This is a genomic window from Arenibacter palladensis (genome assembly GCF_900129275.1).
Classification (GTDB): Bacteria; Bacteroidota; Bacteroidia; order Flavobacteriales; family Flavobacteriaceae; genus Arenibacter; species Arenibacter palladensis.
Genome location: NZ_FQUX01000010.1, coordinates 165,019 through 178,777, shown reverse-complemented (window position 1 = coordinate 178,777; position 13,759 = coordinate 165,019). Strand labels below are relative to the sequence as shown.

Below are 13,759 nucleotides of genomic sequence, written 5' to 3'. Positions count from 1 at the left end.
CATCGTATTAAGGATCTTGTTCTTCAACTTCGCGTCAGATAGCTCGCGTTCTAAACGCTTGATCTTCTGGGCAGGGGTTTCTTTGGATTTTGGCATTTGATGTCGAATTGGGTTGCTCCAATCTAAGGTACCATGTTTTCTCAACCAGACCAAAACAGTACTTCTACCTTGAATGCCATAAGCCTTCTGTGCCTGCTTATAGGTCATTTCGCCTTTTTCAACTTGGGAAATAACGGCCAATTTAAAACCTAGATTGTAATCGCGTTGTGTCCGCTTATTACCTGTAATCTTTGAATGTTTCATAAATAAGTCGATTTTGTGTCAACTTATTTTAGGACGGGACAAACCCTTAAAAATAAAAAGGGAGCCCATCGGCTCCCTTTTTATTTACAGTATATTGTCGTCGTATCCCTATTGGTTACGTTTTGCTTTTTTGGCTTCGCGCTTTTCTTTCAATATTTCCAGGATAGAACCTCCTATCCAGTAGGGAATAACAAAAGTCAACAAAAAAATCATCAACCAAAACCCGATGGTCAAGATGGTCAAAAATGCTAAAAACCCTAAATATTGGTCAAAATCGAACATGATTGCTATTTTTTTTTAATGGTGGTACAAAGATATCAAAATCTAAGTTATTATTCCAAGGGCTATTTAAAATAATTTAACTTAAGTACACAAACTTCATCAATTAATCCTTCCTCATTAGCACACTAGCTTACATTTGCAAACAAAAGGAAAAGGAAGTTCCATATTACTTATTTCAAGTTATCCAATATAAAATCCAAGGTACTGTTCTTATTGTAATTCTTTTCAAAAGCCACATTGGTATGTGTTAAATTATTTGCCAAGCCCAAGTCCTTAAATCGGTTTATGGTAGCCTCGGATTCCATGGTAACCTTACCGGTTAGCAAAGTATCCATGGACAAGCCGTTTTTATGCCTTTTATAAATCTTTTTTAATCCGCTTAGATACAGGCGGTCCTTGGTAAATCCGCCACCCCTGTGGACCCGCATGGTAATGGTAAAGGCCTTGTTACGGTCTAACTTGTACTGGCCGTGTAGCATGTCGAAAGTATCCGAAAAACCATACCCTTTTATCAAACTGTCAGAGGCCAAGACCCTATAAGCAAGTTCCTTTAATCTCTTAAGGGTTAGGGCCCCACTCATGTATTCACTAAAAACCGCCAAGCCCTCTTGGGTTTCCACATTCTTCGGAAAACCATTGGAAAAAACTTTTAAGGGTTGTAACATGCCATTGTAGGTAGTTACCAAATGCACTCCAATCTCATGATTGGCCAAGGTAAGCAGTTGGTTTCTGCTAAAAACGGTATTCTTCTTAATAAGAAGGGATTGGGTATTATTGCTCACCATGGCATCTGCGGCAATGCTATTGGAGAAGGAAATATTTAAAGGAAAATCATATTGCCGCACAAACTCTTCAAAATAAACCTTTGCGTCCTCCGGGGTATATATTTTTTCCATATTCTCGGTATCCGGCTCATCGGCCACATGTAGAATGAACCTGGCATTCTGAACATCTTTCTCCGTGGGAGTTCCATAAACCCTAAGGGAGTTGTAATAGAACTTTTTGTTCTGACCAATAGTCTCGATACACTGAATCATATTGGCATAGTAATACACCACTTCCTGATAGAACTTCATTATCTGTTCATCCTTTATGCGCTCCAAGCGCTGGGAAAAGAACAAACGGTTTAACTTGTAAGGATCAAATTGTAACTTTTTATATTTAAATACGGGTTCATCAACATATTTGGATGAAAAGAAACGGTGCTTTTCCTTTTCAATATTTAATGGATTTAAATAGGTAAGCAATTCAATTTTTTTTACTAACCTGTCCAAGTTGGCATCTATTACAAATACATTGGGAAACTGCTCAATAATTTCCCGGCTCACTTCTTGTTTTAACATTACAACTACTATTTAATATACCTCGTTGAGGCTCTAATTATTTAGGGATATCATTTAACTTCCCTACCGATTTTGCAACTACCACGGACACCATAGCATCGCCCGTTACGTTTATTACTGTTCTGGCCATATCCAAAGGGCGGTCTACCGCAAAGATCAACGCCAATCCTACCGCCAACTTATCACTTGGAAAGCCTATGGACTCCAAAACAATTACCAACATTACCATTCCGGCCCCTGGTACTGCAGCAGAACCAATAGAAGCCAAAAGCGCGGTTAATATTATCATTAATTGGTCTGTAATTTCCAAATGATGACCCAAGGCTTGGGAAATAAAAACTGCCGCTACGCCCTGATAAAGACTGGTTCCGTCCATATTTATAGTAGCTCCTACCGGAAGTACAAAACTGGCAACCTCCTTATCCACACCCAATTGATTCTCTACCCTTTCCATGGTTACGGGAAGGGTGGCGGCGCTTGAGCTCGTGGAAAACGCCAAAAGTTGTGCGGGACTGATGGCTTTTAAGAACCAAATTGGATTTTTTCTAGTAACCAACGTCAATACAGTACAATAAAAGACAATCATTAGAAAAAGTCCTAAAATAACAACACCTGCATATTTAACCAATGCCAACAATAAATCCGGATCTCCTGAGCTGGCCACTACATTGGCCAAAAGAGCAAATACCGCAAAGGGAGCCGTTACCATAATTATATCGACCATTTTTAATACCGCATCGTTAAGGGAATCAAAAAGGGTTTTTAAAGGTTTTGCCTTGGCTTCCCCAATTAGCAACATGGACACCCCTAGAAACACAGAAAAAAATATTACCTGGAGCATTAGTTTATTGTCGCTCATTGCGCTAAAAACATTCTCCGGCACCATATCCAACAAAAACTGCAAAGGTGCGGATTCCTTTTGCACAGAAGCTTCTGCAAGTTTAGACTGCACGCCTTGCCGACCAACAAATTCATTGGTAATCCGCGAAACGGTTTCCTCAGAAATTCCTTTACCGGGGGAAAAAATATTGACCAGCAGCAAACCTATAATAATTGCCACTATAGTGGTGGTGATAAATAAGGTAACAGAACGGACACCTATGGTTTTAAACTGGGCAATATCCTTTAAATCTGAAATCCCTTTAATGATCGAAGCCAAAATTAACGGAATGGCTATAAGCTTCAAGAGATTGATAAAGATAATGCCAAATGGATTGATCCAATTTTGAATAAAGAGCTTACCTCCCGAAATATACAACATTAACACCCCAAAAAGCACTCCCAAAAGCATACCAATTAGGATACGCCAGTGCAAGGCAAGTTTTTTCATAATTTCAATTAAGATTGTGCTAAATTATGGGAACAATCAATTGAATTTACAAACGGACAAAAATAATTTTCGCCATCTTTTAATGCGTTGGATTCAGCAATAATGAAGTTGTTCGTTATTTTGAAGGCTTATAATGATCGCTCCATTCCTTTACCTTGGGCTCCCCTAATTTATCCACAGACTTTGCCACCATCATGGACACTGCGGCATCCCCAGTAACATTGACCACCGTCCTACACATATCCAAAGGTCTATCCACTGCAAAGATCAGTGCCAGTCCGGCTTCAGGAATACCAGCCTGCGCCAAAACAATGACGAGCATCACCATTCCTGCTCCAGGTACGGCGGCACTCCCAATGGAAGCCAAGGTTGCGGTAACAATAATTCCCAATTGGGCTCCAAAACTAAGATCCATTCCAAAAGCTTGGGCAATAAAAACCGCTGCCACGGCTTGATAAAGACTGGTACCATCCATATTTATAGTGGCCCCAATTGGCAATACAAAACTGGCAACCTCCTCCTCTACCCCTAAATGCTCTTCTACCCTTTCCATGGTCACAGGTAGTGTGGCTGCACTGGAACTGGTAGAAAACGCCAATAATTGTGCAGGAGAAATTCCATTTATAAAAAATGAAGGTTTGCGTTTGGTAAATATCCATACCAACGAAATATACACGCCTATCATCAAGATCAATCCCAATACAACACTGACTGAATACCATCCTAGCGCTTTAAACAGATCCAAACTGGGAGATTCTACCACCAAAGCGGCCAATAAGGCAAAGACACCGTAGGGAGCCGCCAGCATAATCAAATCTATCAATTTAAGAATTACCTCATTGAAGCCATCAAAAAATTTCTTTACCGGATCGGCCTGCTCTGCAGGTATCAATATTAATCCCACTCCGAAAAAAATGGCAAAAAATATGACCTGCAACATATTGCCATTGTCACTTGCCGCACTAAAAATATTGCTGGGCACCAAATCTTCCAAGGCCCTTAATGGCCCGGACTCCTTTTGTTCGTTGGCTTGGGATATTTTGGAATCGGCATCACCTTTATAATTTTCCACCAATTCGTTCCTCGTCTCTTCAGAAATAGAGGAACCTGGTTTTACAACATTCACTATGGTAAGTCCGATGGATACCGCGATAATAGTTGTTATGAGGTAAATTCCAATGGTCCTCCCCCCCATTTTTGAAAGTTTGGAAATATCCTTTAGATCGGAAACCCCCTTGATAAGCGAAGCCAATATTAATGGAACTGCAATAAGCTTAAGAGAATTAATAAATATATTCCCAAAGGGTTTTATCCAATCGGAGACAATTTTCGGACCCCAATCGAACTGAACCATGGCCAAAGCAAAAAGAACTCCGCCCACCATTCCCAAAATAATTTGCCAGTGCAATTCCAACTTCCTCATAAAAACAATGATTTAGATTGGAAAGATAGCATTTTGTGGTTTAAAGCACCAAAAAATATAAGGCTATAATTTAATGGTCCTATTCAATAAAGTATAATCTGCCATAACCAAGGCGGCCATTGCCTCCACAATTGGCACTGCTCTAGGCACTACACATGGGTCGTGTCTGCCCTTGCCCTGAGTGCTTACTTTATTCCCTTCCTTATCTATGGTATCATAGGCTTGAATAACGGTTGCGACAGGCTTAAAGGCAACATTGAAGTAAATATCCATTCCATTGCTTATACCTCCTTGTATACCCCCACTATGATTGGTCTTGGTAGTACCGTCGGTATTAAATTGATCGTTATGGGCGCTCCCCTTCATCTTTACGCCTTCAAATCCGCTACCATACTCAAAGCCTTTAACGGCATTGATGGAAAGCATAGCTTTACCCAATTCTGCATGTAACTTATCAAAAACAGGTTCCCCCAAGCCTATGGGAACATTTTGGATAACACAGGTAATCACCCCCCCAATGGTATCGCCTTCCTTTTTAATTTTTTTTATATACTCTTCCATTTTAGCGGCAGTAGCAGTATCCGGACATCTTACCGGGTTGGATTCGATAAGGGAAAAATCGAGTTCCTGGTAACTTTTGTCCAAGGATAGCTCACCTACTTGGGAAACGTAGGCGTTTATTTTCATATCTCCCAAGAATTGTTTGGCAATGGCACCGGCAACTACCCTACTGGCCGTTTCCCTCGCCGAACTTCTTCCTCCTCCGCGATAATCCCTGAAACCATATTTTTGGTCGTACACATAATCGGCATGCGAAGGCCTATAAGAGTCCTTTATATGGGAATAATCATGTGATTTCTGATTGGTATTGTGTATGGCAAACCCTATTGGTGTTCCTGTCGTCTTCCCTTCAAAAATCCCAGAGTAAAACTCTACGGTATCCGGCTCCTTGCGTTGGGTAACGATGGCCGACTGACCAGGTTTACGCCTGTCCAGGTCTTCCTGAATGGCATCCAGATTCAATTCAATTCCCGCCGGACAGCCATCCAGTACGCCACCAATGGCCACTCCATGAGATTCTCCAAACGTAGATAGTTTAAAAAGGGTTCCAAAAGTATTTCCTGCCATGTTTGTAGTTAAAATTTGTAGTTATGAAATGGTATAAAGGGCCATTTTAAGTCAAAGATCCAAAGGTAAATCTTAAAACAGAGATACAAAAATAGAAACCTTGCTTATTGCAAATAAAAACAGAATTGGACCAACTTAATATAAACTTAACTATTTCCTTATCCTAAATTGATTTTACCTTCACTTTTAATTTAAATCCAAAGGTTTAATTTGAGAAAATTCCACCTCCGTGAAAAAGCGACAAATAGAATTGGTAGTTATTTCAGACGTGCATTTAGGAACTTTCAGTTGCCATGCTGATGAACTATTGGCCTATTTGAACAGCATAAACCCTAAAACACTTATACTCAACGGCGATATAGTTGATATCTGGCAATTTAGCAAGAAATATTTCCCTGCTACGCACCTAAAAGTGCTAAGAAAAATTATGGGAATGGCCACAAATGGTACCGAAGTATATTACATTGTAGGGAACCACGACGAAAGGCTTAGAAGATTCTGCGGTACCTCTTTGGGAAATATCCATTTTGTTGATCAATTGACCTTAGAATTAAATGGTAAAAGGGCCTGGTTCTTTCACGGTGATGTTTTTGATATATCCATTCAGAATGCAAAATGGGTGGCCAAACTGGGAAGGCATGGATACAGTCTTTTAATTCTAATCAACAGAAGCCTTAATTGGATCCTGGGAAAACTTGGGCGCGAGAAATATTCCCTATCCAAAAGAATAAAGAACAGCGTAAAGGGTGCTGTTAGATTTATTGAAAATTTTGAATATACGGCAAAGGAATTGGCCGTAGACAAGAACTACGATTATGTTATCTGTGGCCATATTCATCAACCCAAAAAAGAGATGTTTGAAAGTGAACAAGGCAAATGCACCTATTTAAATTCCGGGGATTGGGTAGAAAACCTTACCGCCTTGGAATACACCTTTAAACGTTGGAAAATATATAGATATAGTGCGGACAAACTGTCCCCCTTCTTTGCTGATGAAGAACTTAAGGGCATGGACATTCACGAATTACTGGCCGCCACATCCATAACCGTTATGCCTCCTAAAAAAACATCCAAAAAAGCAAAAATCTAAATCTATCCCTTATACTGGCCTACCCTTATAATCTTATGACCACTGTTAACAAAACACCAAAAAACCCTGGCCAATAACTGTTGGAAGTATTGTACAGGGCTAAATTTATTTGTTTGTTATAAAAAATTGAAAAGGTCAAATCTTTCGCTAACCAAATAAGATACAACTAAGCAATTAGCGCCTCCTTCAAAACGGTAATAGGGTGCACCGCCTTCCTTTGGGTACCATCAAAGATTTGATGCCTACAGCTTGTTCCATTGGCGGCGATGATCACATCCTCTGCGGACTTCCTAACGGCCGGGAACAACTTTAGCTCCCCCACCTGCATACTTACCTCATAATGCTCCTTTTCATACCCAAAGGACCCTGCCATACCACAACATCCGGAACTAATAATAGAAACCGTATAATTCTTTGGAAGATTCAAGATATCAAAGGTTACCTTTTGGTTGGATATAGACTTCTGATGGCAATGTGTGTGAATCTTTACGGTCTTAGGCTCGTTTGTAAATAGATCCGATGATATGACCCCCAATTGAATTTCCTTGGCCAAAAATTCTTCTATCAAAAATGAATTGGCAGCAACGGAATCCATCTTCTTTTTATCAAAGCCAAATCGTTTGTATTCATCCCTAAACGTAAGTATAGCGGAAGGTTCCAACCCAATGATTGGAAGTCCTTTATCCGTTAGCTGCGAAAGTTTATCCACATTTTTAATGGCCAATTGTTTGGCCTGTTTTAAAAATCCTTTGGAAATATAGGTCCTTCCACTTTCTGCATAAAAAAGTTCCACCTCATAGCCCAGTCGCGTCAGTACTTCAATAGCATCCCTACCCAGTTCAACATCCAAGTAATTGGTAAATTCATCTATATACAACACAACTTTGGACTTGGTAGCAACAACCTGACCCTTAACCCTTTGAAGCTCCTTATCAAAATCGAACTTAAAGACTTTTGGCAAACTTCGTTGCTCGGCAACGCCGACCGACTTTTTAAGCAATCCGCCCAATATTTTGGAATCGTACATGGCATTGGTAATACCTGCCATGCTGCTTCCCAATTTATTCAACTTGGTATTATAGGCGAAAAGTTTTGCCCTCAAGGGATATCCGTTTTCCTCCTGATATTGATATAAAAACTCTGCTTTAAGTGTGGCCACATCCACATTACTGGGACATTCACTGGAACAGGCCTTACAACTTAAGCAAAGGTCAAAAACTTCTTTGAGCTCTTTATTGTTAAACTTATTCGACTTTTCCGAAGAAGTCAAAAATTCGCGCAGGGTGTTGGCACGGCCCCTTGTAGTATCCTTTTCATTCTTTGTGGCATGGTAACTTGGGCACATAGCCCCAGATACCAAATGCGTTTTTCTACAATCCCCGCTACCATTACATTTTTCGGCCGCCTTTAGAATACCTTCACTATCGGAGAAATCCATCAAGGTTTCAATTTCCGGTTCTTCGCGGTCAATTTCATACCTCAGTGATTCATCCATGGGATAGGCATCCACAATTTTCCCTGGGTTAAAAATATTATGGGGATCAAAATAGGTCTTTACCCGCTTTATCAGCTCATAATTTTTCTGGCCTATCATCAAAGGGATAAACTCCGCCCTTACAATGCCATCGCCATGTTCCCCGCTAAAGGATCCCTGATACTTTTTGGTAAGTTTGGCCACATCCGTAGTAATGGACCTGAACAAGGCCACATCTGCAGATTTCTTTAAATTCAGGATTGGCCTTAAATGCAGCTCCCCTGCCCCTGCATGGGCATAGTATACCGCATCTTGCTTATAATCCTTCATTATTTGGCTGAATTCCCCTATAAAGTCCTTTAGATCCTCCAACGCCACTGCAGTATCCTCTATGCAGGCAACCGCTTTACGGTCCCCGACTATATTTCCAAGAAGACCCAGTCCGGCCTTTCTGAGTTCAATGGCCTTATTCACATCGGCCAACTTCAATATAGGGCTGGCATAGCTCAAACCAGACTTTTTAACGGTCTCCAATAAATGCTGAAGCTGTTTGTCCAAGTCCTCTTCGGTATCCGCTTTAACCTCCAACATTAACAATGCCGCAGGATCGCCTTCCACAAAAAATCTGTTCTCCAATTGGGTCCGGTTATTTTTGGTGCAATCCAAAATAACCTTGTCCATCATTTCGCAGGTATGCAGATTGTGGGTCATAAGGGGCGCTACATCCAACAAACAATCTTCCAAAGTTTTGTAATGGGTTACCACCATTCCAGAAAGTTTAGGAGGCAACTCGGTCAATTGCAGTACTATTTCCGTAGTAAAGGCCAAGGTGCCTTCACTTCCGCTCAACAATTTACATAAGTTAATGTTTTGGGGACTATCACCAAAAATATTGTTCTTGAGCAACTCATCCACAGCGTAACCGGTATTGCGCCTATGGATCTGTGGCTTTGGAAATTCCTTTAAAATTTCCGCCTGTATTTCCTTATTACTTAATTCCTTATGTATGTTGTTATAAATTTTTCCTTCAAAATTGTCCAAGGACATTTTGCCCAGAAATTCGTTCAAGGACAGATCCCTGAATTCTACCTTACTACCATCGGACAAATACGTCTGTAAGGAAACGACCTGATCACGGGTAACCCCGTATTGTATAGAGGTAGTTCCAGAGGAATTGTTCCCGACCATTCCGCCAATCATACAACGGTTGGAAGTAGAGGTGTTTGGTCCAAAAAATAGGCCATATGGTTCCAAATAAAGGTTTAACTCGTCTCGGATGACCCCAGGTTGAACGGTTACCTGCTTTTTGTCTACATCAACGGAAAGTATCTTGGTGAAATTTTTGGAGACATCCACTACTATACCTTCCCCAACACATTGTCCGGCAAGGGAGGTTCCTGCTGTTCGAGGAATTAAACCTATTTTGTGTTCCCCGGCAAATAGAATTAGTTTTTTAATATCCTCTTCGGTCTTCGGGTAAGCCACTGCCATTGGCATTTTTCTATATACGGAAGCATCGGTGGAATATAGGGTGGTCATTAATTTGTCTACAAACAAATCGCCCTCTAAATCATCCTTTAATTTATTTAGCATATTTTTATCCAACTCAAAACAATTTTGGGCACTAAATTAAGTTTTATTGTTTCAGATTAATAATGAATTTTTAATTTTTACATTAATTAACTTTAGAACACTTATGAAAATTTTAAAATTATTTACCCTATTTATGTTCTGTTCCTGGTTCTCCATGAATGCCCAGGAAATATCCGATCACGCCATAGGTCTCCGTTTGGGGGACAGTGATGGTTTTGGTGCAGAAATTTCGTATCAGAAGTCTTTGGACCGTGACAACAGATTGGAAGCCAACCTCGGATGGCGCGATAGTAGATATTTCGATGCCTTTAAATTAACGGCACTTTACCAATGGGTTAGGCCCTTGGACGGAAATTTCAATTGGTACTACGGTGCCGGTGGTGGTTTAGGAAGTGTGGATTTCGCTTCCAGGCCCAATGGCAATGGTGGTTATTATACGCCCGATGGCGGCCTTTTTGTTTTGGCGGCCGGAGATATAGGTATTGAATACAACTTTGACATTCCCCTGCTGATTTCGTTGGATTTTAGACCCGAAATAGGCATTGTGGGCTATAAAGATTTCTCTGATAATTTTGATTTCGATATCGCCTTGGGAATTCGCTATCAGTTTTAATATAAATAACGAATTACTATTTTATTCGGCCATGAATGTTCTTGTAGCATTTATGGCTTTTTTTATTACTTATATATAAGTACATTTGCGGCAATTAAAAAGAAAACAGCAATGAAAAAAATATTATTATCGCTTACCGTAATTGTAGGAGTTGTAGCATGCAACAGTAAACCCGAAGGTTTTGTATTGAACGGAACTTTAACCGGGGATGTGGAAAACGGTACCCAAATATTTATAAGAAAGATTGATGAAAAAAATCAGCCATATGATATTGACACCACCACTGTTGAAAACGGTAAGTTTACCATTAGCGGTCCCGCTGATTCACCTGATCTAATATATGTTTTTGTTGATAAAGTTCAAGGCTACACCCCGGTTGTTGCCGAGAAAGGTGAAATAGAACTTAGTGCCCAGAAGGACAGTTTAAATTTTGCCAAGGTAAAAGGTACTGAGCAAAATGATATTTTCTTTAATTATCTAAATGAATCAAGAGCCTTGTCCGATCAGGCAATGTCTATCCAAAGGGATATGCAAAACGCCAATATGAGTGGAAACGAAGCTACCGTTAACTCCTTGCGAGACGAGTTTGCCGAACTTCAAGAAGAATATAAGAATTTTGAATTGGACTTCATCAAGAACAATCCCAATGGTCTAATTTCCGCTTTGTTGATAGAAAAAGGACTTAATACAAGAATGGTGGAGAGCGAGGAAGCGCAGAAAATGTACGATGCCTTAACTCCAGAGATAAAGGAAACCCTGCCCGCCAAAAACATCCTAAAAAGTTTGGAAGCAGCCAAAGCTAGGGAAGAAAAAGGCAAGAGTACCGCAATAGGCGCCACTGCACCCGACTTTTCGGGACCTACCCCAGACGGCAAGGAATTATCCCTAAAAGAGGCAATGGGCAAAGTGACCATCATCGATTTTTGGGCCGCTTGGTGCAAGCCTTGTAGGGTTGAAAACCCCAATGTGGTTAAGATCTACAACAAGTACCACTCCAAAGGACTTAATATAATCGGAGTTTCCTTGGATAGAAAGGAAGAAGATTGGAAAAAAGCGATTGCAGATGACCAACTGAGCTGGAACCATATTTCCAGTCTGGATTATTTCAACGATGCCGTGGCCAAACTTTACAATGTAGAGGCCATTCCTGCCACCTTTATCCTTGATGAAAACGGGGTAATAGTAGCAAAAAACCTAAGAGGCCCTGAATTGGAGTCGAAAATTTCAGAACTATTGCAATAACAAAGTTCCACAAATTCATAAAAAAAGGCTTGTAAAATAATTTACGAGCCTTTTTTTGTTTTATACCTGTAATTGTTTCAAAAACATTTTGATTGCACTGGAAATGCTACTAGACTAAAGTCCTAAATGAAAACCTAGCCCATTTTCCGGTGAAAAATTTGCGCGGTCTTATATTTTGCCCATTTTCCCGAGGACAAAAAGAAGCACAATGGGCAAAGCCAATAAAAGCACCATTAGTGTGTCCGTAACAAGTAGATCGGGCTTAAAAAATAGGGTTACTACATACCCTCCAATAGCACCTCCAAAGTGCGCAGTGTGACCAATATTCCCCAATCTAGTTTTCATTCCGTAGATAGAATAAAACAAATAAAGGATTCCCAATACGTAAGCCGGCAATGGAATAGGGATGAACATAATTCCCAATCGCATCCCAGGCTCAAGTAGGATGGCCGAATACAATATACCAGTGACTGCCCCACTTGCCCCTACCGCACTGTAATAAGGCTCGTTCTTATGAAAGTACAATGCCAACAAACTACCGGCAACAAGGCTAATAAAATAAAGGATAATGAATTTACCGGGACCAAACCAATCAATGACCACATCCGCAAAAAAGTATAGGGTAAACATATTAAAGAATAGATGGGAGAGGTCTACATGTAAAAAACCCGAAGTAACCATCCTATCCTTCTGGCCTGCCTGAATAGCACCTACACCAAACTTATAGCGTTCAAAGAAGGTATGGTTATTAAATCCCTTTAGGGAGGCAAGGATATTGGCAGCCATAATGGCAATGGTAGCAAGATGAAGGTTATTCATGAAGAAAACTATTATTTTTGGGTTCAAATATAGCTATATTTGCCTTAATTATATCTGCATGCAGTTTCTTGTCTATATTCTAGTTTACCCCCTCCTATGGCATATTTCCATATTACCATTTAGACTTTTTTATTTTTTTTCGGACTTTGTCTTTTTTGTACTTTTCTATGTTGTTGGCTACCGCAAAAGAGTCGTATTCGAAAATCTTTCTCGGTCCTTTCCGGATAAGTCTGAAGAAGAGATAAAAAAGATTCAAAAGGCCTTCTACCGCCATATGTGCGATATGTTCCTGGAAATGGTCAAGACTTTAAATCTATCAAAAGAGGAACTCAAGGAGCGTTATAAGATCATCAATATTGAAGTTCTTCAAGACATTGTTAAAGAGAAAAGCGTTCTTATCGTATGTTCCCATTATGCCAATTGGGAATGGAACGTGAGCATTAATAATTATGTAAATGCGAAAGGGTATGCGGTGTATCAAAAAATAGGAAATTCTTATTTTGACGATCTGATAAAAAAGATAAGGGCCAAATGGAACACCACCCTGATCACCCAACAAGAAACTGTAAAGACGGTGTACAGGAATGTCCAAAATGGGGTAATATCTGCCTATGGCATGGTGAGCGACCAATCTCCCCAAGTAAAAAGAGCACAATATTGGACTGAATTTATGGGTGTTAAGGTTCCCATTTTTAATGGACCAGAGAGCATGGCCAGGAAATTGGATCTAGCGGTAGTCTTCCTTAAGGTCTCTAAAGTAAAAAGGGGGTATTACCAAGCAGAATTCATCCCAATTACCACTGCCGGCAGTAAGACCAAAAAGCATCAAATTACGGATCAATTTCTAAGGTTGACCGAAGATCAGATACGGGAAAAACCTGAGTACTACCTTTGGACCCATAAACGTTGGAAACACCGAAATAAAGTCCCCATAGAATTCCAATAAAAGGGTGGCACCAATTCCTAATACATACCTCGTTTTAAAAGCACCTTATGGTATAATTTAAATTGAAGCCACTAATTATCTCCATCTCACCACCTTATAACTCAATAAAGTAGGGCTTTCTGCGTTAGAAGTAAATGAAAAATACAAGAGAATTGTGATTATTTCTGCCTATG

Annotated in this window: 11 protein-coding genes and 1 pseudogene; 4 read left to right on the top strand and 8 right to left on the bottom strand. The window is 40.1% G+C overall.

All coding sequences use genetic code 11. The annotated features are described in order from the left end of the window. From BUA60_RS20455 to aroC, 6 genes and pseudogenes are all read right to left on the bottom strand, one after another. Positions 1 to 303: pseudogene (locus BUA60_RS20455) on the bottom strand (IS3 family transposase); the annotation flags it as partial. 108 nt (positions 304 to 411) lie between these two features. After that, complete coding sequence (locus BUA60_RS23120) at positions 412 to 585, bottom strand: hypothetical protein (protein WP_093980103.1); 174 nt, start codon at positions 583 to 585, stop codon at positions 412 to 414. Positions 586 to 755: 170 nt separating this feature from the next. Continuing rightward, entirely contained in the window at positions 756 to 1,928 is a 1,173-nt protein-coding gene (locus BUA60_RS20450; RefSeq protein ID WP_072865059.1) for a peptidase MATCAP family protein, read from the bottom strand. A gap of 37 nt (positions 1,929 to 1,965) precedes the next feature. Beyond that, positions 1,966 to 3,258, bottom strand: a complete 1,293-nt coding sequence (locus tag BUA60_RS20445) for a dicarboxylate/amino acid:cation symporter (RefSeq protein WP_072865057.1) — start codon at positions 3,256 to 3,258, stop codon at positions 1,966 to 1,968. A gap of 115 nt (positions 3,259 to 3,373) precedes the next feature. Continuing rightward, entirely contained in the window at positions 3,374 to 4,681 is a 1,308-nt protein-coding gene (locus BUA60_RS20440; protein WP_072865055.1) for a dicarboxylate/amino acid:cation symporter, read from the bottom strand. Between the two features lie 63 nt (positions 4,682 to 4,744). Next, complete coding sequence (gene aroC, locus BUA60_RS20435) at positions 4,745 to 5,809, bottom strand: chorismate synthase (protein WP_072865053.1); 1,065 nt, start codon at positions 5,807 to 5,809, stop codon at positions 4,745 to 4,747. 229 nt (positions 5,810 to 6,038) lie between these two features. Between aroC and BUA60_RS20430 the strand changes: the two genes are divergently transcribed. Next, a complete protein-coding gene (locus BUA60_RS20430; protein WP_072865050.1) occupies positions 6,039 to 6,899 on the top strand; it encodes a UDP-2,3-diacylglucosamine diphosphatase in 861 nt (286 codons plus the stop codon). Positions 6,900 to 7,065: 166 nt separating this feature from the next. Here BUA60_RS20430 and BUA60_RS20425 read toward each other — a convergent pair whose 3' ends face one another. Further along, on the bottom strand, positions 7,066 to 9,966 hold the full coding sequence (locus tag BUA60_RS20425) for an FAD-binding and (Fe-S)-binding domain-containing protein (protein ID WP_245802596.1): 2,901 nt from the start codon (positions 9,964 to 9,966) through the stop codon (positions 7,066 to 7,068). Positions 9,967 to 10,069: 103 nt separating this feature from the next. Here BUA60_RS20425 and BUA60_RS20420 point away from each other — a divergent pair, with 103 nt between their 5' ends. Further along, positions 10,070 to 10,579 (top strand): hypothetical protein, encoded by a 510-nt coding sequence (locus BUA60_RS20420; protein WP_072865046.1) that lies wholly within the window; start codon positions 10,070 to 10,072, stop codon positions 10,577 to 10,579. 111 nt (positions 10,580 to 10,690) lie between these two features. After that, positions 10,691 to 11,821 carry a TlpA disulfide reductase family protein gene (locus tag BUA60_RS20415; RefSeq protein WP_072865044.1) on the top strand — a complete coding sequence of 377 codons (1,131 nt, stop codon included), beginning with the start codon at positions 10,691 to 10,693 and terminating at the stop codon, positions 11,819 to 11,821. Positions 11,822 to 11,989: 168 nt separating this feature from the next. On the opposite strand, the gene BUA60_RS20410 is transcribed toward BUA60_RS20415, so the two are convergent. Further along, on the bottom strand, positions 11,990 to 12,640 hold the full coding sequence (locus BUA60_RS20410) for a rhomboid family intramembrane serine protease (RefSeq protein WP_072865042.1): 651 nt from the start codon (positions 12,638 to 12,640) through the stop codon (positions 11,990 to 11,992). Between the two features lie 58 nt (positions 12,641 to 12,698). Between BUA60_RS20410 and BUA60_RS20405 the strand changes: the two genes are divergently transcribed. Beyond that, complete coding sequence (locus BUA60_RS20405) at positions 12,699 to 13,586, top strand: lysophospholipid acyltransferase family protein (RefSeq protein ID WP_072865040.1); 888 nt, start codon at positions 12,699 to 12,701, stop codon at positions 13,584 to 13,586. Positions 13,587 to 13,759: the final 173 nt, after the last annotated feature.

Coding starts and splice junctions, on each gene's coding strand:
- BUA60_RS20410 (WP_072865042.1), bottom strand. CDS start 12,640: ATGAATAACCTTCATCTTGCTACCATTGCCATTATGGCTGCCAATATC.
- BUA60_RS20415 (WP_072865044.1), top strand. CDS start 10,691: ATGAAAAAAATATTATTATCGCTTACCGTAATTGTAGGAGTTGTAGCA.
- BUA60_RS20440 (WP_072865055.1), bottom strand. CDS start 4,681: ATGAGGAAGTTGGAATTGCACTGGCAAATTATTTTGGGAATGGTGGGC.
- BUA60_RS20425 (WP_245802596.1), bottom strand. CDS start 9,966: ATGCTAAATAAATTAAAGGATGATTTAGAGGGCGATTTGTTTGTAGAC.
- BUA60_RS20450 (WP_072865059.1), bottom strand. CDS start 1,928: ATGTTAAAACAAGAAGTGAGCCGGGAAATTATTGAGCAGTTTCCCAAT.
- BUA60_RS23120 (WP_093980103.1), bottom strand. CDS start 585: ATGTTCGATTTTGACCAATATTTAGGGTTTTTAGCATTTTTGACCATC.
- BUA60_RS20405 (WP_072865040.1), top strand. CDS start 12,699: ATGCAGTTTCTTGTCTATATTCTAGTTTACCCCCTCCTATGGCATATT.
- BUA60_RS20420 (WP_072865046.1), top strand. CDS start 10,070: ATGAAAATTTTAAAATTATTTACCCTATTTATGTTCTGTTCCTGGTTC.
- BUA60_RS20445 (WP_072865057.1), bottom strand. CDS start 3,258: ATGAAAAAACTTGCCTTGCACTGGCGTATCCTAATTGGTATGCTTTTG.
- aroC (WP_072865053.1), bottom strand. CDS start 5,809: ATGGCAGGAAATACTTTTGGAACCCTTTTTAAACTATCTACGTTTGGA.